The sequence below is a fragment of the Gordonia sp. CPCC 205515 genome (assembly GCF_048537925.1).
Lineage (GTDB): Bacteria > Actinomycetota > Actinomycetes > Mycobacteriales > Mycobacteriaceae > Gordonia.
The window spans coordinates 29,754-48,946 of sequence record NZ_JBCLVJ010000003.1 but is presented as its reverse complement, the minus strand read 5'-3'; the positions used below and the strand labels follow the sequence as shown (position 1 = coordinate 48,946).

At 66.3% G+C, this 19,193-nt stretch carries 23 protein-coding genes; 15 read left to right on the top strand and 8 right to left on the bottom strand.

The window, feature by feature from the left end:
• Positions 1-6 precede the first annotated feature (6 nt).
• Positions 7-396: a nuclear transport factor 2 family protein gene (locus AAFP30_RS04760; protein ID WP_419228719.1), complete on the top strand. Its 390-nt coding sequence runs from the start codon at positions 7-9 to the stop codon at positions 394-396.
• 37 nt (positions 397-433) lie between these two features.
• Here the strand turns inward: AAFP30_RS04760 and AAFP30_RS04755 are convergent, their stop codons facing one another.
• A complete protein-coding gene (locus AAFP30_RS04755) occupies positions 434-1,120 on the bottom strand; it encodes an SDR family oxidoreductase (RefSeq protein ID WP_419228718.1) in 687 nt (228 codons plus the stop codon).
• A 56-nt stretch (positions 1,121-1,176) separates the two neighbouring features.
• Between AAFP30_RS04755 and ggh the strand changes: the two genes are divergently transcribed.
• Positions 1,177-2,517, top strand: coding sequence for a glucosylglycerate hydrolase (gene ggh, locus AAFP30_RS04750; RefSeq protein ID WP_419228717.1), 1,341 nt, complete (start codon positions 1,177-1,179; stop codon positions 2,515-2,517).
• On the opposite strand, the gene AAFP30_RS04745 is transcribed toward ggh, so the two are convergent.
• On the bottom strand, positions 2,518-3,552 hold the full coding sequence (locus AAFP30_RS04745) for a pirin family protein (protein ID WP_419228716.1): 1,035 nt from the start codon (positions 3,550-3,552) through the stop codon (positions 2,518-2,520).
• 57 nt (positions 3,553-3,609) lie between these two features.
• A complete protein-coding gene (locus tag AAFP30_RS04740) occupies positions 3,610-4,620 on the bottom strand; it encodes an AraC family transcriptional regulator (RefSeq protein WP_419228715.1) in 1,011 nt (336 codons plus the stop codon).
• A 134-nt stretch (positions 4,621-4,754) separates the two neighbouring features.
• Here AAFP30_RS04740 and AAFP30_RS04735 point away from each other — a divergent pair, with 134 nt between their 5' ends.
• From AAFP30_RS04735 to AAFP30_RS04710, 6 genes are read left to right on the top strand one after another with little or no spacing between them, the layout of a single operon-like run.
• Positions 4,755-5,732, top strand: coding sequence for a quinone oxidoreductase family protein (locus tag AAFP30_RS04735; protein ID WP_419228714.1), 978 nt, complete (start codon positions 4,755-4,757; stop codon positions 5,730-5,732).
• An 11-nt stretch (positions 5,733-5,743) separates the two neighbouring features.
• A complete protein-coding gene (locus AAFP30_RS04730) occupies positions 5,744-6,634 on the top strand; it encodes a TauD/TfdA dioxygenase family protein (protein ID WP_419228713.1) in 891 nt (296 codons plus the stop codon).
• A 59-nt stretch (positions 6,635-6,693) separates the two neighbouring features.
• Positions 6,694-7,746 (top strand): 3-keto-5-aminohexanoate cleavage protein, encoded by a 1,053-nt coding sequence (locus AAFP30_RS04725; protein WP_419228712.1) that lies wholly within the window; start codon positions 6,694-6,696, stop codon positions 7,744-7,746.
• A gap of 23 nt (positions 7,747-7,769) precedes the next feature.
• Positions 7,770-9,125 carry an MFS transporter gene (locus AAFP30_RS04720; RefSeq protein WP_419228814.1) on the top strand — a complete coding sequence of 452 codons (1,356 nt, stop codon included), beginning with the start codon at positions 7,770-7,772 and terminating at the stop codon, positions 9,123-9,125.
• Positions 9,122-9,721 carry an RBBP9/YdeN family alpha/beta hydrolase gene (locus AAFP30_RS04715; protein WP_419228711.1) on the top strand — a complete coding sequence of 200 codons (600 nt, stop codon included), beginning with the start codon at positions 9,122-9,124 and terminating at the stop codon, positions 9,719-9,721. Before AAFP30_RS04720 ends, AAFP30_RS04715 begins: the two co-directional genes overlap by 4 nt.
• Positions 9,722-9,741: 20 nt before the next feature.
• The gene (locus AAFP30_RS04710) at positions 9,742-9,963 is read left to right on the top strand and encodes a hypothetical protein (RefSeq protein WP_419228710.1); all 222 of its coding nucleotides are present in this window, start codon (positions 9,742-9,744) and stop codon (positions 9,961-9,963) included.
• 4 nt (positions 9,964-9,967) lie between these two features.
• Here the strand turns inward: AAFP30_RS04710 and AAFP30_RS04705 are convergent, their stop codons facing one another.
• Positions 9,968-11,986, bottom strand: coding sequence for a TPM domain-containing protein (locus AAFP30_RS04705; protein WP_419228709.1), 2,019 nt, complete (start codon positions 11,984-11,986; stop codon positions 9,968-9,970).
• A 24-nt stretch (positions 11,987-12,010) separates the two neighbouring features.
• Entirely contained in the window at positions 12,011-12,817 is an 807-nt protein-coding gene (locus tag AAFP30_RS04700) for an LLM class F420-dependent oxidoreductase (protein ID WP_419228708.1), read from the bottom strand.
• A 73-nt stretch (positions 12,818-12,890) separates the two neighbouring features.
• Between AAFP30_RS04700 and AAFP30_RS04695 the strand changes: the two genes are divergently transcribed.
• From AAFP30_RS04695 to AAFP30_RS04680, 4 genes are all read left to right on the top strand, one after another.
• Positions 12,891-14,042, top strand: coding sequence for a MalY/PatB family protein (locus tag AAFP30_RS04695; protein WP_419228707.1), 1,152 nt, complete (start codon positions 12,891-12,893; stop codon positions 14,040-14,042).
• A gap of 156 nt (positions 14,043-14,198) precedes the next feature.
• On the top strand, positions 14,199-15,722 hold the full coding sequence (locus AAFP30_RS04690) for an aldehyde dehydrogenase family protein (protein WP_419228706.1): 1,524 nt from the start codon (positions 14,199-14,201) through the stop codon (positions 15,720-15,722).
• A gap of 234 nt (positions 15,723-15,956) precedes the next feature.
• Positions 15,957-16,391 carry a hypothetical protein gene (locus AAFP30_RS04685; RefSeq protein ID WP_419228705.1) on the top strand — a complete coding sequence of 145 codons (435 nt, stop codon included), beginning with the start codon at positions 15,957-15,959 and terminating at the stop codon, positions 16,389-16,391.
• An 83-nt stretch (positions 16,392-16,474) separates the two neighbouring features.
• Positions 16,475-16,906 (top strand): DUF779 domain-containing protein, encoded by a 432-nt coding sequence (locus AAFP30_RS04680; protein WP_419228704.1) that lies wholly within the window; start codon positions 16,475-16,477, stop codon positions 16,904-16,906.
• 90 nt (positions 16,907-16,996) lie between these two features.
• Here AAFP30_RS04680 and AAFP30_RS04675 read toward each other — a convergent pair whose 3' ends face one another.
• The 3 genes from AAFP30_RS04675 to AAFP30_RS04665 form a co-directional block, all read right to left on the bottom strand.
• Positions 16,997-17,194 (bottom strand): CsbD family protein, encoded by a 198-nt coding sequence (locus AAFP30_RS04675; RefSeq protein ID WP_419228703.1) that lies wholly within the window; start codon positions 17,192-17,194, stop codon positions 16,997-16,999.
• A gap of 74 nt (positions 17,195-17,268) precedes the next feature.
• Positions 17,269-17,541 (bottom strand): GlsB/YeaQ/YmgE family stress response membrane protein, encoded by a 273-nt coding sequence (locus tag AAFP30_RS04670; protein WP_419228702.1) that lies wholly within the window; start codon positions 17,539-17,541, stop codon positions 17,269-17,271.
• A gap of 56 nt (positions 17,542-17,597) precedes the next feature.
• Positions 17,598-17,846: a DUF4235 domain-containing protein gene (locus AAFP30_RS04665; RefSeq protein ID WP_419228813.1), complete on the bottom strand. Its 249-nt coding sequence runs from the start codon at positions 17,844-17,846 to the stop codon at positions 17,598-17,600.
• Between the two features lie 235 nt (positions 17,847-18,081).
• On the opposite strand from AAFP30_RS04665, the gene AAFP30_RS04660 reads away from it, so the two are divergent.
• From AAFP30_RS04660 to AAFP30_RS04650, 3 genes are all read left to right on the top strand, one after another.
• Positions 18,082-18,396 carry a hypothetical protein gene (locus tag AAFP30_RS04660; RefSeq protein ID WP_419228701.1) on the top strand — a complete coding sequence of 105 codons (315 nt, stop codon included), beginning with the start codon at positions 18,082-18,084 and terminating at the stop codon, positions 18,394-18,396.
• 135 nt (positions 18,397-18,531) lie between these two features.
• Positions 18,532-18,822, top strand: a complete 291-nt coding sequence (locus tag AAFP30_RS04655) for a MerR family transcriptional regulator (protein WP_419228700.1) — start codon at positions 18,532-18,534, stop codon at positions 18,820-18,822.
• 161 nt (positions 18,823-18,983) lie between these two features.
• Positions 18,984-19,160, top strand: coding sequence for a hypothetical protein (locus AAFP30_RS04650; protein ID WP_419228699.1), 177 nt, complete (start codon positions 18,984-18,986; stop codon positions 19,158-19,160).
• The last annotated feature ends 33 nt before the right edge of the window (positions 19,161-19,193 follow it).

Here is a 19,193-nt window from a genome sequence, read left to right as displayed (position 1 = left end):
ATCCGCATGACCGTGGAACAGGGCAGTCTCACCGATCAGATCAACGCGACCGTCGACAGCTACGTCGAGTTGCTGACCTCGGGTACCGCCGAGCAGATCGCCGATCTGTATGCGGCCGACGCGACTGTCGAGGATCCGATCGGCGCCGACCTGCGCACCACCCGCGAGCAGCTCGTCGAGTTCTACTCGGTGATCACCGGGATGGACGAACGCTCGGCGACACTGAAGTGGAAGAAGATCGCGGGCGACACCGCAGTCTTCGAGTTCACCCTGGTCACCGGGACCGCCGGGATGAAGTTCGAGATCACCCCGATCGACATCATGGTGTTCAACGCCGACGGCAAGGTCTCCTCGATGCGTGCGGTGTGGGAGCAGTCGGATCTGAAGCAGCTGTAGCCCTTCGACACGCTCGGCTCCTTCGTCGCCGGGCTGCTCAGGGAGCGGAGCGCCCCGTCGGACGCAACACGATCTCCTCGGGATGCGCTTCGGCGGGTGTGGTGACCGCATGCACGACGGCCCGTGCGACGGATTCGACGGTCAGGAACTTGGTCGGGTCGTAGTCGTCACCCTCGATGGCGACGATGTCGCGCTGCATCTCGGTGTCGATGCGGCCGGGATAGATGGACGTCACCCGCAGGTCGGGTTCTTCGGCCCGCAGGCCATCGGCGAGAGCGCGCAGCGCGAACTTGCTGGCGGCGTACGGGGTCCAGCGGGCGTTGACCCGCCGGCCGGCGCCGGAGTTGATGAAGACGACGTGACCGTGCACGGGCCGCAGGGCCGGCAACAGTTGCCGCGTCAGCTCGGCGGCGGCGATCACATTCACCTCGAGGATCTGCCGCCACTCTTCGGCCGGGGTGTCCTCGATGAACTCGAGGCTGCTGGCGATCCCGGCGTTGTGGACGAGGACATCGAGGGAGCTGATTGCCTCGGTGGCGGCTTCCATCTCGTCGTGGTCGGTCAGTTCGACGGCGAAGGTGCTCGCGCCGTCGAGTGAGGTGGCGAGGGCGTCGAGCTCGGCCGACGGCCGTCCGCCGAGCAGGAGATCGTGGGTGGGTGCGAGTTGCCGGGCGATCTCGGCGCCAAGGCCGCGGCTCGCTCCGGTGATCAATGCGGTAGGCACACTTTGACGTTACTGCTCGCTGCGCGAGGTGACGCTCGGCAAGGCAGAATCGACGAGTGGCACGGTATGGATTCACCCCGACTCAGCTGTCGGCGCGCGCTGCGTATCTTCTGCGCGGCAACGATCTGGGCACGATGACCAGTGCCGCACCCCGCCTGTATCCGCACATGTGGAGCTGGGATGCGGCGTTTGTGACGGTCGGGCTGGCTCCGTTGTCGGTGGAGCGCGCGGTCATCGAGATGGACACATTGCTCTCCGCGCAGTGGCGCAACGGCATGATTCCGCACATCGTGTTCGCCAACGGGCGCGATGGGTACTTCCCGGGTCCCGCCCGCTGGGAATGTGCGCGACTTGCAGAGTGCTCGCCGGATTATCCCGAGACCTCCGGCATCACGCAGCCGCCCGTGCATGCGATCGCGGTACAACGGATCCTGGATCATTCGCGTCGGCACGGTCGTACCACTCGGTCCGTGGCCAACGAGTTCATCGATCGTCGGTGGGGTGCGCTCATGCGGTGGCATCGCTGGCTCGCCGACGCGCGTGATCCGCACGGCACCGGCCGGATCACGCTGTTCCACGGTTGGGAATCCGGCATGGACAACTCCCCTCGGTGGGATCGTCCCTACTCGAATGTGGTACCGGGAGACGACCTTCCACCCTACAAGCGGGCAGACCTCGACCACGTCGAAGACCTCTCGATGCGGCCGACGAACCTCGAATACGACCGCTACATCTGGCTCGTCGAACAGATGAAGCGCGCCAACTACGACGACGAACTACTGCCTAAGGTCATGGATTTCGCGGTCGAGGACGTCTTCGTCAGCGCGATCTTCTCCGTCGCCTGCGACGTGCTCGCGACGATCGGTGAGGACTACTCCAAACCACGGTCGGATGTTCGCGATCTGCGGGCCTGGTCCGATCGCTTCCGCAACGGTGTCATCGCAGCGACCAGCGAAAGAACAGGAGCAGCAAGAGATTTCGATCTGCGAGCAAACAGCTGGATCACCACCGAGACCATCGCGCAGTTCGCGCCGTTGCTCTGCGGCGGGCTACCGCGGGATCGGGAACGCGCGTTGGTGCGGCTGTTCGACGGCCCGCGCTTCTGCGGCCACCCCGACCTGCGCTACGCGGTGCCACCGTCGACCTCACCGATCTCGGCGGACTTCAAACCGCGCGAGTACTGGCGCGGCCCGGTGTGGCCCGTGATGACCTGGCTGTTCAGTTGGGCGTTCGCGCGCCGCGGGTGGACCGAGCGGTCGGCGAGGCTGCGCGAGGAGGGACTACGCCAGGCCACCGACGGCGCGTTTGCCGAGTACTACGAACCGTTCACCGGCGAACCGCTGGGCAGCATGCAGCAGAGCTGGACTGCCGCGGCGGTGCTGGACTGGCTGGATTAGCTACTGGTTGGAACCGTCTGCAGCAGAGGGCCGCTCGATACGCCCGTCACCATGCAGCGCAAACCGCCCGGTCTCCCGATCGTGTACCGGCGCGTCACTCGGCCACGGCCAGCCGCCGAACTGCGTGGCACGGTAGTCGGCGAACGCCTCGGCGATCTCCTGCTGGGTGTTCATCACGAACGGTCCGTGTTGTGCCACCGGCTCGTTCAGCGGAACACCCTGCAGCAGTAGCACTCGCGCGGACTCGCCCGCAGTACGCACGGTCAGGGTGCCTTGATCGAGCTGGGCGTACCCCTGACCGGTACTCAGCGTCGAACCGTCGATGTCGACCCGAGACCCGTCGCCGTGCACATAGAGCATCCGCTGGGTGGCATCCGACTGCGTCCCCGGCACCTCGAGCACCGCGTTCGGCTCGAGTTCGATCAACCAGATCGCCAGGTCGGAGGCGAGATCTGCGGCCCACGAATGCGCAGGCGGGGTCGGCGCAGCGACGGTGTCGAACGTACCGGCGATCACCTTGATGGTGGCGCCGCCGCGCCGTACCAGGGGTATGTCCTCGTTCCAGAACATCGCGAACGCGGGATCGGCGCCCTTGTCGCGGGCCGGAAGGTTGAGCCAGATCTGATACAGCTCAAACGGATTCGGCTCGTCCTGCTCGAGCAGGGGGAACATCTCGGAGTGACTGACCCCGCGTCCCGCGGTCACCCACTGCACGTCGCCGACGCCATAGCGGGCGCTGGCTCCGGTTGAATCAGCGTGGTCGACAATACCTTTGGTGACGATGGTGATGGTCTCGAAGCCGCGATGCGGATGCGCGGGGAAGCCGGGCACCGACGACCCGTGATACATGTTCCAGCCCGCTGGATTGCCGAAGTCGCTGCCGAGCGGACGATCCGAGATGTCCGAGGCCGGCCCCAGGCCGGCATTGCCCCGCGGATAGTGATCGACATGGTGTGCGGTGAAGAGGAAGGGACCGACACCGGGCCACGGAGTGCCGAGGTCGACGACCCCGCGAGTGCTGGTTGTGTTGGTCATGACGTCCTCCAGAATGCGCGGCTGAATCCGTAGGCCATAACGCGCGGTGGACCGAGATTATTCGCGGCGTGTCGACCCGGCCCGCCGCCACTGGCTCGGTGACTGCCCGAACCGTGCACGGAACCAGCGCGAAAAGTTGCCGGGAGAACCGAATCCGAGCAGCTCGGATACCTCGATCAGCGGGTAGCGCGGATTGTTGACGAGATGACGGGCCAGGTCCATCCGGGTGGCGTCGAGCACCTCAGAGAAGGTGAGACCCTCGGCAGTCAGCCGCCGATGGACGGTACGGCGATCGACGCCGAGACTGCGCGCCACCTGATCCACCGAGCAACGGCCGGTCGGTAGCAGCATCTCGATCAACTGCCGCACCCGGAACTCGGCGGTCGGGTCGGGAGCGTCGTCGAGATCGTCGAGGAGTTGTTTGGCGTAGCGGCGCAGTTCCGGGTCCGACATCGCGTTCGGAGTGTCGAGTTCCTTGCTGTACAGCGAGATTCCGTTGAAGTCCTGGTCGAACCGGACCACGTCACCGAAGAGCGCCACGTGCGTGGCGTCATTGCGAGGTGGTGGGTGCATGAACGAGACCGAGAGCGGATCCCACTCTGGCGCAATAAATCCCTGGAGTAGTTGGTAGACGACAGCGATGGCGAGCTCGACCGACTGTCGGAACTCGCCGGGGCGTCCGACGTCGAGGGTGACGCGTACGGTCGCGACCCCGCCGAGCTCTGAAAGACGAAGGCGCAGAGCCTCGTTGTACATGTGCTGATGACGCATCAGCACGCCGAGCGCGCTGCGGACATCGGGCTCCTCGCGGATCACCAGACTCAACGGACCGAGATTGGCCAGCCTCCGGTACCCCGCCAGCATGAGCCCGAAATCCTGTCGGCTACTGGCCGCAGCCGAGCGTTCCAACAGGTCGGCGACGGCCTCGGCCGGAATCCACCTGTCCTGCAGGCTGAAACCGGCCGGGTCCAACCCCACCTCGCGGGCCAGCGCAGCCGGATCGAGCCCGAGCTTCTGTCCCAGTTCGACGTAGTTGTTGAGTGCGGCATACCGGGCGAGGGGCTTCACCCGACCAGTGTATGTCCCAGAATGCACATTGATATGTCCCTTCAGGAAAAGAATCCAGCGTCGGATGCTCGTACCGTTAGGTACATCACAAATACAGCCCGATGACGGGGCCATCACCAAGGAGACGAGTACACGTGGCGAAAGCGATTCGCTTCAACCAAACCGGCGGACCCGAGGTCCTGCAATGGGAATCGGTCACCGTCGGCACACCGGGACCGGGCGAGGTGCGCATCACCCACCACGCCGTCGGTCTGAACTTCGCCGATACCTACTTCCGCACCGGTCTGTACCCGGCACCGCTGCCCAACGGCATGGGCGTCGAGGCGGCCGGCGTGGTCGATGAGATCGGCCCCGGCGTGACCTCGGTGGCTGTGGGTGACCGTGTCACCTACACCGGCAGCCCGCTCGGCGCGTACAGCACCGAGCGCATCATGCCGGCCGAACACCTCATCGCACTGCCCGACGGCGTCGACTTCGACACCGCGGCCGCGATGACCATGCGCGGACTGACCACCGCCTATCTGCTGCGCCGGATCTGGCCGCTGCAGGCCGGCGACACCGTCCTGCTGCATGCGGCCGCCGGCGGCGTCGGACTGATCTTCACCCAGTGGGCAAAGCTGTTGGGCCTGCGGGTGATCGGCACCGTCTCCACCGAGGAGAAGGCAGCCGTGGCCCGCGCGCACGGCTGCGACGAGATCATCCTCTACCGAGACGAGGACGTCGCGAGCCGAGTCCGCGAACTGACCGACGGCGCCGGTGCCGCGGTCGTGTACGACAGCATCGGTGCCACGACCTACCAGTCGTCGCTGGCGTCGGTTGCCCGACGCGGACTGCTGGTCTGCTTCGGCACCGCGTCCGGACCGATCCCGCCGATCGACGCCATGCAACTGGCGATCCACGGCTCGGTGTTCGTCACCCGGCCGGCGCTCGCCGACTACATCGCCGATCCCGCCGAACGGGACGAGCTCGCGACCGAACTGTTCGGCCACGTCGCCGCCGGTCGCATCACGATCGAGATCAACCAGCGCTACGAACTCGCCGATGCCGTACAGGCACATCGAGACCTCGAGTCCGGACGCAGCGTCGGATCGTCGGTCTTCACCCTCACCTGAAAGGACAATTCATGACCGCCACTCTCACCCCGGCGACCGGGCCGCACACCACCTTCCGGGTGGAGCCGCTCACCTGCTCCATCGGCGCCGAGGTCTTCGACGTCGACCTCGCCGAAGTGTCCCGCGACGACGACCAGTTCGCCCGCATGCGTGCACTTCTGCTGCAGCACAAGGTGCTCTTCTTCCGCGACCAGGACATCACCCGCGCCGAGCACGTCGCGCTGGCCGAGCGTTTCGGCGACCTGGAGGATCATCCGGTCGCCGGCAGCGACCCCGAGCACCCGGGCCTCGTCCGCATCTACAAGGATCTCGACAGTCCCGCAGAGCATTTCGAGAACGCCTACCACACCGATGCGACCTGGCGGGAGAACCCGCCCATGGGCTGCGTGCTGCGGTGCGTCGAGTCCCCGCCGGTCGGTGGCGACACCATCTGGGTGAACATGGTCGAGGCGTATCGCCGCCTGCCCGAACACATCAAGACCCAGATCGCCGATCTGCGTGCCCGCCACAGCATCGAGGCGAGCTTCGGCGGCCGGATGCCGATCGAGCAGCGCCACGGCCTGCACGAGCGCTTCCCGGACGCCGAGCACCCCGTCGTGCGGACGCACCCGGAGACCGGCGAGAAGATCCTCTTCGTCAACTCGTTCGCCACCCACCTGGTGAACTACCACAACGAGGACAACGTCCGCTACGGCATCGACTACGCCCCGGGCGCGGCGAACCTGCTGCACTACCTGACCAGTCAGGCCGCCATCCCGGAGTACCAGGTCCGGTGGCGCTGGACCGAGAACAGCATCGCCATCTGGGACAACCGATCCACGCAACACTATGCGGTACAGGACTATTGGCCCGCCGTCCGCAAGATGGAGCGCGCCGGCATCATCGGCGACCGCCCCTTCTGATCACCCCCGCACCACCCCTCGAAAACCCATCAACCGCAACACCTCACCAAGGAGACACCATGCATTTCCACGACGACGCCCTCTTCCCCGAGACCCAGGAGAAGCTGGTCATCACGGTCGCACCGTACGGCCCCGAGTGGGAGCTCGACGACTTCCGTGAAGACCTGCCGCTCACCATGGACGAGCACATCCAGAAGGCCGTCGACTGCTACGAGGCCGGCGCCACCGTGCTGCACATCCACGTCCGCGAACTCGACGGCAAGGGCAGCAAGCGACTCTCCAAGTTCAACGAGCTGCTCGCCGGACTGCGCGAGGCAGTGCCGGACATGATCCTGCAGGTCGGCGGCTCCATCTCCTTCGCACCGGAAGGTGATGGCGCCGAGGCGAAGTGGCTCTCCGACGACACCCGGCACATGCTGGCCGAGCTCGACCCGGCACCCGATCAGGTGACCATCGCGATCAACACCAGCCAGATGAACATCATGGAGTTGATGACCGCAGGCGACATCGCCGGCACCTCGATGGAGCGCCCGGAACTGGCTGATACCTACCGCGAGATGACCGTGCCCGCCGGCCCCGAGTGGGTCGAGGAGCACCTGCGTCGACTGCAGGCCAAGGGTATTCAGCCGCACTTCCAGCTCTCCAGCATCCCCCAGCTCGAGACCGTCGAGCGTCTCATCCGCCGTGGCGTCTACACCGGGCCGCTGAACCTCACCTGGGTCGGCATCGGCGGCGGCTTCGACGGCCCCAACCCCTACAACATCATGAACTTCATCCAGCGTGTGCCGGACGGCGCCTGCCTCACCCTGGAGACGCTGATGCGTTCGGTGCTGCCGGTCAACACCATGGCGATGGCCATGGGACTGCACGCCCGCTGCGGCAACGAGGACACCATCTGGGGCGCGCCCGGCGAGAAGATCACCTCCGTCGAGCAGATCCAGCAGCTCGTGCGCATCGCCGGTGAACTCGGCCGAGAGGTCGCCTCCGGCAAGGAAGCCCGTGACATCTACCGCATCGGCGAGACCTACGCCGACGCCGACGAGACGCTCTACAAGCTCGGCTACGCCCCCAACCGTCGTCCCGGCCAGGTCGGATTCACCCAGCACGGGTGACCACCGCCAGCACAACACCCCCGATCAGGAAACCCATGACCACCCAGATCAATGCCGCCGTCACCGACGCCGGCACCACCCCGTCCCTGTCACCCACCCCGGCTCCGTCCCGCAACCGCTCCCGGTACTACCCGTGGCTCGTATTCGCCCTGGCCTTCGGGCTGCTGCTGTCGGACTACATGTCCCGGCAGGTCCTGAGCTCGGTCTTCCCCCTGCTGAAACAGGATTGGGCCCTTGCCGATTCGCAACTGGCATCGCTGACCAGCATCGTCGCCCTGATGGTCGGGTTGCTGACGTTCCCGCTCTCGTTGATCGCCGATCGATGGGGCCGCGTCCGAAGTCTCGTCATCATGGCGGTGCTGTGGTCGGTGGCCACGCTACTCTGCGCGGTCGCGCAGAACTACGAGCAGATGCTCGGCGCGCGCTTCCTCGTCGGCGTCGGTGAGGCGGCCTACGGCAGCGTCGGAATAGCACTGGTGCTCAGTGTCTTTGCCCCTCGCCTGCACGCCACGCTCAGCGGCGCGTTCATGGCCGGCGGCAGCTTCGGCTCGGTCCTCGGCGTCGCGCTCGGCGGGATCATCGCGGTGAATCTGGGCTGGCGCTGGTCCTTTGCAGCCATGGCCGTCCTCGGACTGCTGCTCGTCGCCGCATTCCGGGCCCTCGTCACCGAAGACAAGATCGCCCGGCACGCCGTCGACGAGTCGGCCGCACCGGCCGCGGAGTCCGCGGGGAAGAAGTTCCGTGCCCCCGTATCGAGCCTGTTCACCAACCCGGCAGTGGTGTGCGCCTACATCGGTGGCGGACTGCAGATGTTCACCGCAGCAATCCTTCTCGCCTGGACACCGAGCTTCTTCTTCCGCTACTACGGTCTGCCGACCGACCGGGCCGCCATGGCGGCCGCGGGTATCGTACTCCTCGTCGGCGCCGGCATGGTCGTGTGCGGTTTCATCACCGACCGGCTGAGCCGCGGTGACGCCACCCGTAAGTGGTTGATCGCCATCGGATTCTGCTCGATTTCGTTGATCAGCCTGATCGTCGGGTTCAGCCTCGGCACCGGTCCGGTACAACTGATCGCCCTGGGCATCGGCGCGTTCTTTGCCGCCGGCTCGTCCGGCCCGACCGCGGCCATGGTCGCGAACCTGACGCACTCCTCGATCCGGGCATCCGCGATGGGCACCCTCACCGTCGCCAACAACCTGCTCGGCCTCGCACTCGGCCCGTTCATCGTCGGTCTGCTCGCCGACCACATCGGACTCCTTGCGGCACTGAAGCTCTCGCCGCTGGTGTACATCGGTGCGATCGCCGCGCTGGTCATCGGACGTCGCCTGCACCCGGTCGGCATGCGGAAGCTGGCGCAACTGAACGGCGCGAGCGCATGAGCGTCGAACCGACAGTCGTCATCGTTCCGGGTCTGCGCGATCACGTGGCCGACCACTGGCAGACACACCTCGCCGCAGACCTGGAACGGGACGGACGACCAGTGCGCACCGTGCCGCCGCGCACCCACGACAAGCTCAGCCGCGAGGCCAGGGTGGCCGCACTCGACGGGGTGATCCGGCTGGTCGATGGACCGGTCGTGCTCGTCGCGCACAGCGCGGGAGTGCTGACCACCGTCCACTGGGCGTCCGAGCAGCCGACCGGCCGTGTCCGGGGCGCCCTGCTCGTCACTCCCGCAGACGTGGAACTGCCACTGCCCGAGGGATATCCGACCAGTGCGGAACTCGACCGCAACGGCTGGACCCCCATCCCGCGGCGGCGGTTGCCCTTCCCCAGCGTGGTCGCGGCCAGCCGCACCGATCCGCTCGGAGGGTATCGGCGGATCACCGGGATGGCCGAGGTGTGGGGCAGCCGGGTGATCGATCTCGGCGACGTCGGCCACCTCAACCCGGCATCCGGCTACGGACCGTGGGGCGGGGCCCGGGAACTGGTGCAGGAGCTGATCGACGACACTGCCGGCATCGCCGCGGCGTCCTGAGGCACGGGTACGGTGGGAGCATGGCTCAACGGAAACGTTTCAACCAGCTCCCACCGCGATCCCGCGCCCTGATCATCGTCGGCGCAACAGTTCAGATCGTCTTGCAGGGCATTGCGTTGCGGGACTTGAAGAATCGACCGGTAGATCAAGTGAACGGTCCCAAGAAGGCCTGGGCCGCAGCGTCGTTCATCAACTACTTCGGACCGATCGCCTACCTCGCGGTCGGCCGCAAGAAGAAGTAACCCCTCAGAACCGGCCACCCGTCCCGATCCGGCCGGAACTGCCTGAGCCGCCGAACGATCCGGGGCTCCGGCCGCCGCTCGAATAACCGCCACCACCGAATCCGCCGCCGCGCATCGACCCCCGCAGGAAGCTGTCGACGAGGATGCCGGTCAGCACCGCACCACCAACGCCCGACGATTGCGTCGGGCGTTGTTGCGTTTGCTGCCACTGCACCACGTCGCCCTGCGCGGCCATCAATGCCTGATCGGCGAGAGTGCCGGAGCGACGGGCCAACTCGGTCGCGTTGGCCGGCTCGGTCCCGGCGACCGCCTGGGCCTGCTGCAGCAGGCGCTCCGCCTCCGACAGCCGGGTTCGCGCCTGCGATCCGACCGCGCCGCGGCGGGTGGCGATGAAGTCACTCGCCGCGGTGACCTTGCCCTGAGCCGACGTGATGGCCGCGGTCAACAGCTCGGTACGGCGCGTGCGCTCGGCCGACGCAGAGCGAGCGGCGTCGAGGGCGTCGTCGAGTTCGGCGTCGGCGTCGACGAGCGCGGTGAACGTGCCCAGCGGATCGGCGGCGAATCCGGTGCGCGCGTTGGACAATGCGGTGGTCGCGGTGGCCACCGCGGTCGCCAGGCCGGGTCCGCCGTCGCCGCTCAGAGCGGCCGCCTCGCGCAGTTCGCCGTCGACCTCGTCGATGAGTGCGGGCATCCGAGTGTGGGCCGCGGCGATGTTCTCGTCGGCGTGATCGATCGCGTCGAGCAGCTTGGTCGCCTGGCTGATCGCCCCCTCCGCGGACCGGATCGCGGCGACCGCAGGACCCTGTTTGCCGGCCGGGGCGCTCGCTGCCTCGCGACCCTGATCGGCGCTGCGCTCGGCGAAATCGACCTGTTCACGCGCCAATTCCACGTTGTGCACGATCGAGGCGAGCACCGTCTCGCCGTGCGAGCCGACCAGCGCGTCGAGCCGCGACTGCGACGCATCGAGCCGGGCCCGCAGGGCGACGAGTTCCTGGGTCAGCTCGGCAAATCGGCTGTCGGCGTTGATGAGCAGGTTGCGCATCTCGTCGAACGCGTCGACCTGGGCGTCGAGCGCCCGGTCGGCGTCGGTGCACGTCGTGATGATCTGCAGCAGCATTGACCGCTGCTCGTCCGGGGTTTCCGGGACGTTGTCGTCGAGTCGTTGGCGCAGCGCGAACGAGTTGGCCAGCGCGGCCCGCGCGTCGGCGAGCGCGCGGGAGAACGGCGCGGTCTCGGCGTCGCCGAACTCGCCGATCGCCAGGCGAAGTTCCTCCTCGCTGGTGCGCACGGCATTGTCGGTGTCGGTCAACACTTCTCGCGACCACGGATCGAGGACGTCGATGGGTTGTGCGGCGAGCTGGTCGCCGGTCAGTTCCTGCTCGCGGACCGCGTCGATGCCGGCCTCGATCTGGCCACGCTTCCGGCGCCGCGAATAGAGCAGCGCACCGCCGCCACCGACGACGGCGACCGCGGCGACACCGGCGCCGACGATCAACCCGGTGTGCGAGGGCGTCATCGCGCCGGAGATGCCGTTCACCGCCGCTTGTCCGGCACCTGCCCAATCAGAATTCTTCAGGGCAGGCACGATGTCGCCGCGGGCGATGTCGTCGAGGTCGCTCTGGCTCAGGCCGTCGATGTTTCCAGGCGCCGTGAAGTAGTACGACCGGTCTTCGGTCGCCACGGTGAGCAACACATCACTGTCGCCGAGATCGCTCAGCGTCTCGGTCTGGCTTGCCCACTCCTGGGCCGGAATTCCGTCGAAGGTCGTCACGTACACAACCCACATCTGCACCTGGTGATCGGTGTAGAGCTGATCGATCGACGACTGCAACTGGGACCGCTGCGCCTGAGTCAGCACGTTCGCCGAGTCCACGACCTGCGTGGGTAGGCGCGATGGCGGTTCAGCGTGCGCCGTCCCCGGTGCCAGGAAACCGGGCACGGCGAGGACGGCGAACGCAGCGCCGAGGATCAGGTAGAGGAGTCGGTGAACAGTGGCCGCGGCACGCGGAGCGCTGGAAACCATGCGCTCCAATCTAGCCGGAGGCCGTTACCCGTTCTGTTCGTCCCGCCAGCGGCAGAGGGCTTCGAGCTTGGTGAGGTCGTAGTCCGGCCCACCGGCGCCGACGGTGATCAGCGAGATCCCGGCCTCGACGAGGCCGTCGGCCTTGCGCAGCGCATCATCGGGTGTCTTCGCGTCCAGACCCGCCGAGTGCTCGATGGTCGAGGGATCACGTCCCACGGTCGAGCAGTGCTCGTCGAGGATGGCCGCCTTGCGTTGGTAGGTCTCGACGTTGACGAAGTAGTGCCAGATGTCGGCGTGCTCGGCGACATGCCGCAGGGTCTTCTTCTCGCCACCGCCGCCGATCAGCACCGGGATGTGACGGGTGGGCGGTGGATTGAGCTTGCCGAGGCGGTCGGCGATGCGCGGCAACGCCGCCCCCAGATCGTCGAGTCGACTGCCTGCGGTGCCGAACTCGTAGCCGTACTCGTCGTAGTCCCTCTCGAACCAGCCGGAGCCGATGCCCAGGATGAGGCGGCCGTCGGACATGTGGTCGACAGTGCGCGCCATGTCGGCCAGCAATTCCGGGTTGCGGTAGGAGTTGCAGGTGACCAGCGCGCCGATCTCGATGCGGGTGGTCTGCTCGGCCCACGCCCCGAGCATCGTCCAGCACTCGAAGTGTTCGCCGTCGGGTTCGCCGTAGAGCGGATAGAAGTGATCCCAGTTGAAGGCGACGTCGACGCCCATGTCCTCGGCGCGGCGGACGGCGTCTCGGATCATCGAATATTCGGGTGCCTGCTGGGGCTGGAGTTGGACGCCGATGCGGACGGGGAAATCGCGTGCGGTGAAGGTCATGCGTTTAGTCTGCCGAAGGATCCGGACGGCGTCACTGTCCGAATTGGCGACCTCGGCTGGTAAGGGTGGGGGCGTGAGCACCCCACCCATCCCCGGCCTCGCCGAACTGCGTCGACGCACCAGCGCCAAATGGACCACCTACCCCGACGACGTCCTACCGCTGTTCGTGGCGGAGATGGACTTTCCGCTGGCACCCGCCGTGGCCGAGGCGATGATCGCGCAGGTGGCCGCATCGGATGTGGGGTACTGCGGCGGACCGGGTCGGGTCGGCCACACGTTCAGCGGGTTCGCCGACCGACGTTGGGGATGGCCGGTCGATCCCGCCGACGTGCGCCTGACCACCGATGTCAGTGTGGTCATCGTCGAGACGCTGCGCGTGGCGATCGAGCCCGGCGACCCGGTGATCATCACCCCACCGGTCTATCCGCCGTTCTTCGAACTCATCCCCGAGGCCGGCGGCCGGGTCTGCGAGGTGCCTTTGCTGGCCGGCGACGACGGGTGGTCGCTGGACCTGCCCGGTATCGAACGCGAACTGCAGGCCGGTGCCCGCGCGGTACTGCTGTGTCATCCGCACAATCCGCTCGGCCTGGTCCACCCGTCGGCGGACCTGGCCACCCTCGCCGAACTCGTCGCCGCCCACGGCGCGGTGGTGATCAGCGACGAGATCCATGCGCCGCTTGTCCATCCGCATGCGCGGTTCACCCCGTTCCTCGCGGTGAGCGAGACCGCCCGCAACGTCGGCATCGCGGCCCACTCGGCAAGCAAGGGCTTCAACCTCGCCGGAGCCAAATGCGCGCTGATGGTGGCGGCCTCGGAACGCACTCGGGCGATGCTGGACCGTCAGCCCGAGGAGGTCGGGTTCCGCACCAGCATCCTGGGCCGGGCGGCCGCCGAAGCGGCATTCGAATCCGGTGACGACTGGCTCGACGCGACACTGCGGACCATCGTCGGCAATCTCGACCTGCTCGAGCGCCGGCTACCTGACCTCGGTGGCGTGACCTGGCGCCGCCCGGACGCGTCGTATCTGGCATGGCTCGATTTCCGGGGCACCGGCCTCGGCGACGACCCGGCCGCGGCAGTCCTGGACCGCGGACGCGTAGCGCTGCACTCCGGTCCCGCTTTCGGCACGCAAGGTGTCGGCTTCGCGCGCCTCAACGTCGGCTGCGCACCCGAGTTGTTGAACGTTGCACTCGACGCGATCAGCGACGTCGTCAACTCCGCGTAGGTCGCTCTGAGCTGCGGTTTTCTGACGTTGCAACGTTGGGTACGTAGGTGCAACGTGTGTGCAACGCCACTCCTGACAGTCTGTGCAACAGATCACAAGCGACCACCGCATGTGACACCTGGATATCCCTCAATCGAATCAACCTGAGGAGCACAAATGGCCGTCTACGCAAAGCCGGGAACCGACGGATCGGTGATGACCTTCGAGACCCGCTACGAGAACTTCATCGGCGGCAAGTGGGTCCCCCCGGTCAAGGGCCAGTACTTCGAGAATCCGTCGCCCGTCGACGGCAAGACCTTCTGCGAGGTCGCCCGCTCGACCGCCGAGGACATCGACCTCGCCCTCGACGCCGCCCACGCCGCCGCGCCGGCCTGGGGCAAGGTGCCCGTCGCCGAGCGCTCGCTGCTGCTGCTGCGCATCGCCGACCGCCTCGAGGAGAACCTCGAGAAGATCGCCGTCGCCGAGACCTGGGACAACGGCAAGGCCGTGCGCGAGACCCTCGCCGCCGACATCCCGCTCGCGATCGATCACTTCCGGTACTTCGCCGGTGCGCTGCGTGCCCAGGAAGGTTCGATCTCCGAGGTCGACGAAGACACCGTGGCCTACCACTTCCACGAGCCTCTCGGCGTCGTCGGACAGATCATCCCGTGGAACTTCCCGATCCTGATGGCCGTGTGGAAGCTGGCTCCCGCGCTGGCCGCCGGTAACGCGGTCGTGCTGAAGCCGGCCGAGCAGACCCCGGCGTCGATCCTGTACATGATCAGCCTGATCAGCGACCTGCTGCCGGACGGCATCCTCAACGTCGTCAACGGATTCGGCGTCGAGGCGGGCAAGCCGCTCGCATCGAGCAACCGCATCCGGAAGATCGCGTTCACCGGTGAGACCACCACCGGTCGCCTGATCATGCAGTACGCGTCGGAGAACCTGATCCCGGTCACCCTCGAGCTCGGCGGCAAGAGCCCGAACATCTTCTTCAACGACGTCATGTCCTCCGACGACGGTTTCCTCGACCGTGCGCTGGAAGGCTTCTCGATGTTCGCGCTCAACCAGGGTGAGGTCTGCACCTGCCCGAGCCGCGCGCTGGTCCAGGAAGGCATCTACGACGACTTCATCGAGCGGGCCATCGAACGCGTCAAGAAGATCAAGCAGGGTAACCCGCTCGACACCGACACGATGATGGGTGCGCAGGCGTCCAACGATCAGTACGAGAAGATCAGCTCCTACCTGGCCATCGGCAAGGAAGAGGGCGCCAAGGTCCTCGTCGGCGGTGAAGTGGCCGACCTCGGCGGCGACCTCGCGGGCGGCTACTACATCAAGCCGACCGTCTTCGCGGGCAACAACCGGATGCGCATCTTCCAGGAGGAGATCTTCGGCCCGGTGCTGGCCGTGACCACCTTCAAGGACTACGAAGACGCCATCGACATCGCCAACGACACCCTCTACGGCCTCGGCGCCGGTGTGTGGAGCCGCGACGGTGCCACCGCCTACCGTGCCGGCCGCGAGATCCAGGCCGGTCGCGTGTGGACGAACACCTACCACGACTACCCGGCACACGCCGCGTTCGGTGGCTACAAGCAGTCCGGCATCGGTCGCGAGACCCACCTGATGATGCTCGAGCACTACCAGCAGACCAAGAACCTGCTTGTCGGCTACGCGCAGAATGCGAAGGGCTTCTTCTGATCGGTCGATCAGGCCAGGCCCGATGAACGGCCCGCCGCGCACTCTCGATGAGGGTGCGCGGCGGAGCTTTATCTACCGGGCTTTATCTACCGGATTCCCCCGATCGGTGGACGTGACGATCCCCCGGCACATCCACTGGGCAGCCGATCCCGACGAGGGTGTGCGGCGACGAAACTCGAAGGTGTTCACCGAAACACCACCGCCCGGGAGACCGGAGAAATCGAGGCAGTCGCCATGTCCACCACCACCGCGAGCAACGACAAGGGCATCCACGATGAGGCTGCGACGGGCACCGGCAAGCGACGGGTGACCGTGGTGATCGGCACGATCGCCGGTTGTGCTCTCATCGCGGCCGCGGCAGTTGGGCTCACCGCCATCGCACACGGCGAGTCGTCGTCGACGGCCACGTCGTCGTACAGCACGTCGGCGACTAACAGTGGTACCCCGTCCGGACCGGCGGTTCCGTCCAGTCCGATCTCGCCGGCGCACCCGATGGCACCGATCGTGAATCCGGCCGTGCAGTCGGTCCCGGCTGGCAACATCTCGCCGGCTCATCCCATGGTGCCCATCGTGAACCCGGCCGTCCCGGCGAGCCCACTCAGCCCGGTTTCGCCTGCTCAGCCCTCCGCGCCGACGGCGAGTGTGACTCCCACATCCCACGCCGCCTGATCGGGGGCCAGTCGCTGCAACCCCGCTGCAACAACGGCAGTACTACGCTGTGCTTCAGATCACAGCGAGAGGTAGGCGAAGTCATGACAAGCGAAGATTCCGGCGCCGTCCCCGACCGGGTGGTCGCCACAGACGCCGGCGTGGAGCTCCTGACGAAACTGTCGGAGCTGCACGGCGGACTCATGATCCACCAGTCCGGTGGATGCTGTGACGGCTCGGCCCCGATGTGTTATCCGGTCGGCGAATACCGCATCGGCCAACGCGACGTGCTGGTCGGCGAGATCGCGCTCCCCGAACCACTGCCCGACGTGCGGGTGTGGATCAACGGAGACCAGTTCGAATTGTGGAAGCACACCCAGCTGATCCTCGACGTGGTCCAGGGGCGTGGTGCGGGATTCAGCCTCGAAGCCCCGGAGGGTGTCCGATTCCTCTCGCGGGCAAGGGCTTTCACCGACGAAGAGAACGGCGTACTGGCCGCCAACCCGCCGCTGACCGGTGCCGCGGCCGGGGTCTGACCCCGCCCGAAAACCACCCGGACGCCACACGGCGCCGCCCACCCCCTCCGTCGGAGAGGATGAGCGGCGCCGTGGTCTGAGTGCGTCGAATCAGTTGCCGGACAAGGCGTCCTTGATCTTGCTGCCCGCGTCCTTGACCTTCTCGACACCGTCCTTGACGGCCGACGACGCCTGATCGGCTTTGCCCTCGCTCTTCAGCTCGTCATCGCCGGTGACGTTTCCGGTGGCCTCCTTGGCCTTTCCCTGCAGGTCCTCGGCCTTGTTCGAGATCTTGTCATCCAGTCCCATGATGTGTTCCTTTCTGTTATCTGACTTGTGTTCAGGGTCTATTCGGGGTGGCGCGGACTTCGGATTGGTCCGGGTCAGCTCCGCACGGTGCGCCCGCGAAGCGCCAGGTAGCCCGCGATGAGCAACACGGCAACGACGATGCCGACGATGAACGGGATGATCTCCCAGCCGCCGTTGCTGTTGTGGTAGCCGAACTGGTAGGTCAGCCACGAGCCGAGAAGCGATCCGACAGCGCCCAGGATGATCGTCATGATGATCCCGATGTCCTGCTTGCCCGGCATGACGAGCCGGGCCAGGGCGCCGATGATCAAACCGACGATGATCGCGCTGATGATGGTTCCGATCATGCTGTGTATGAGTCCTTTTCGATGAGTAGGAGACCGCGGATGGGGTGGCTAGGCCATCACACGGGGTCTTGGTGGGTGATCGCGCGATAGCCGTGTGCGCCGGCGCGGTCGATCGCGGCCTTGACCAACCCGAAGATCAGCCCTTGCACCGCAGCGGCGATGAGGATGTCGCGGGTGTTCTGCCTCAGGTCGGCGGGGTTGGGCACTTCGGACTGGCCGGCCGCTCGCTGCCACACGGCCTTGAACACAGCACTCGCGGCAATGCCACCCGCGATGCTCGTGGCCAGCGACAGCGGCTTGTACATCGTCGCGGGGCGGCTCCTCGCTGTTTTCATAGGCGAATGATTGCACAAAATCTATGTCATGGAAAGAAGATAACGGGAGCGTGTTGGACCAGGAAAACGTGCACCGTTTCGCGGGGCTCGGCGCACCTGCGGGCGATCTCGTGCCAGACCCCGATGGCGCAGATCGGTGGACTACCGTAAGGGGTGGTCAAGACGGTGGCCGAGTTTCGTGCATCGGAAGAAATGAGAAACCGACGTGCCTCGTCGTTCTGAGTTCACTGATCAATACGGCGACGCGCTCCGGGTCCTGACGGTCGCATCTGGGCGTCCGGCGGCCGTGGTCAATCTCGACGGGCGCTACGGATTGCGGGTGGACTTCGAGTTCAGCCGGTATGCCCTGGCCACCAACACCGCAGATGCCGTCGGCCTGGTGGATCGTGACGCGGAAACGCCCTGGCGGGTTCAGGTGTTCGCCGATCGCGATCGATGTGCCGTCCTGCTGGCCGATGCGACCGCCGACTGGTTGATCGACGCCTACGAGTCGGCGATGCAGAAGGCCGCAGCGTCCTGAGCCGGTGGGGTCACCGGCTCGATCCCGAGAAACAGGTCAAATCGCCCAGCGGTTGGGGTGGACTCGGGGGAACGAGAATCTATACTCGCTCAGGTAGGTTTTTGGCAGACTGCTCCACCCTTGCTGAGGAGGATCGTGACCCACTCCGCACGCACTCGCGCCGACCACGGCGTGTACGGCATTTCCGTTGCGGCTGAACTCTCCGGCGTCGGACTGCAGACCTTGCGGCTGTATGAGCGCCATGAATTGGTGTCACCGGCGCGGACCGACGGCGGCACCCGACGGTACAGCGATAACGACATCGACCGCATCCAGCGGATCACCGGCCTGGTCAACGCCGGGGTCAACCTGACGGCGGTCCGGCGGATTCTCGACCTCGAGGACGAGAACGCCCAGCTCAGGGAGCAGCTCGCGCAGTTGCGGTGACTGTCGCCCGACCGTAGTCGAGACCTTTTCGTTATCTTGGCTGGTCGCGCATCACGGTCTGACTACACGATCGATACCGCGATTGACAAAATATCGCTGCACACGGACTCTTAATCTATTCGCGTCGACATAGATTTATTTGCCTAGTGCTGGGAGCACCGATGAGCATGCCCAACGAGGTTCGAGCCACCGCAGTAGGTATCACCGGAACGGAAGCCGCGCGTGAGGAGCGGGAACCGCTTCTGGCCGGAACCTCCGGCGGCATCTACATCGCGGCATCGCTGATTCTCGGCATCATGGCGCTCGCGGTGACGCTCGGGACGATGCTCCCCGTGTGACCGAGCGTGAAGTCCTCGAACACTCATAGATGT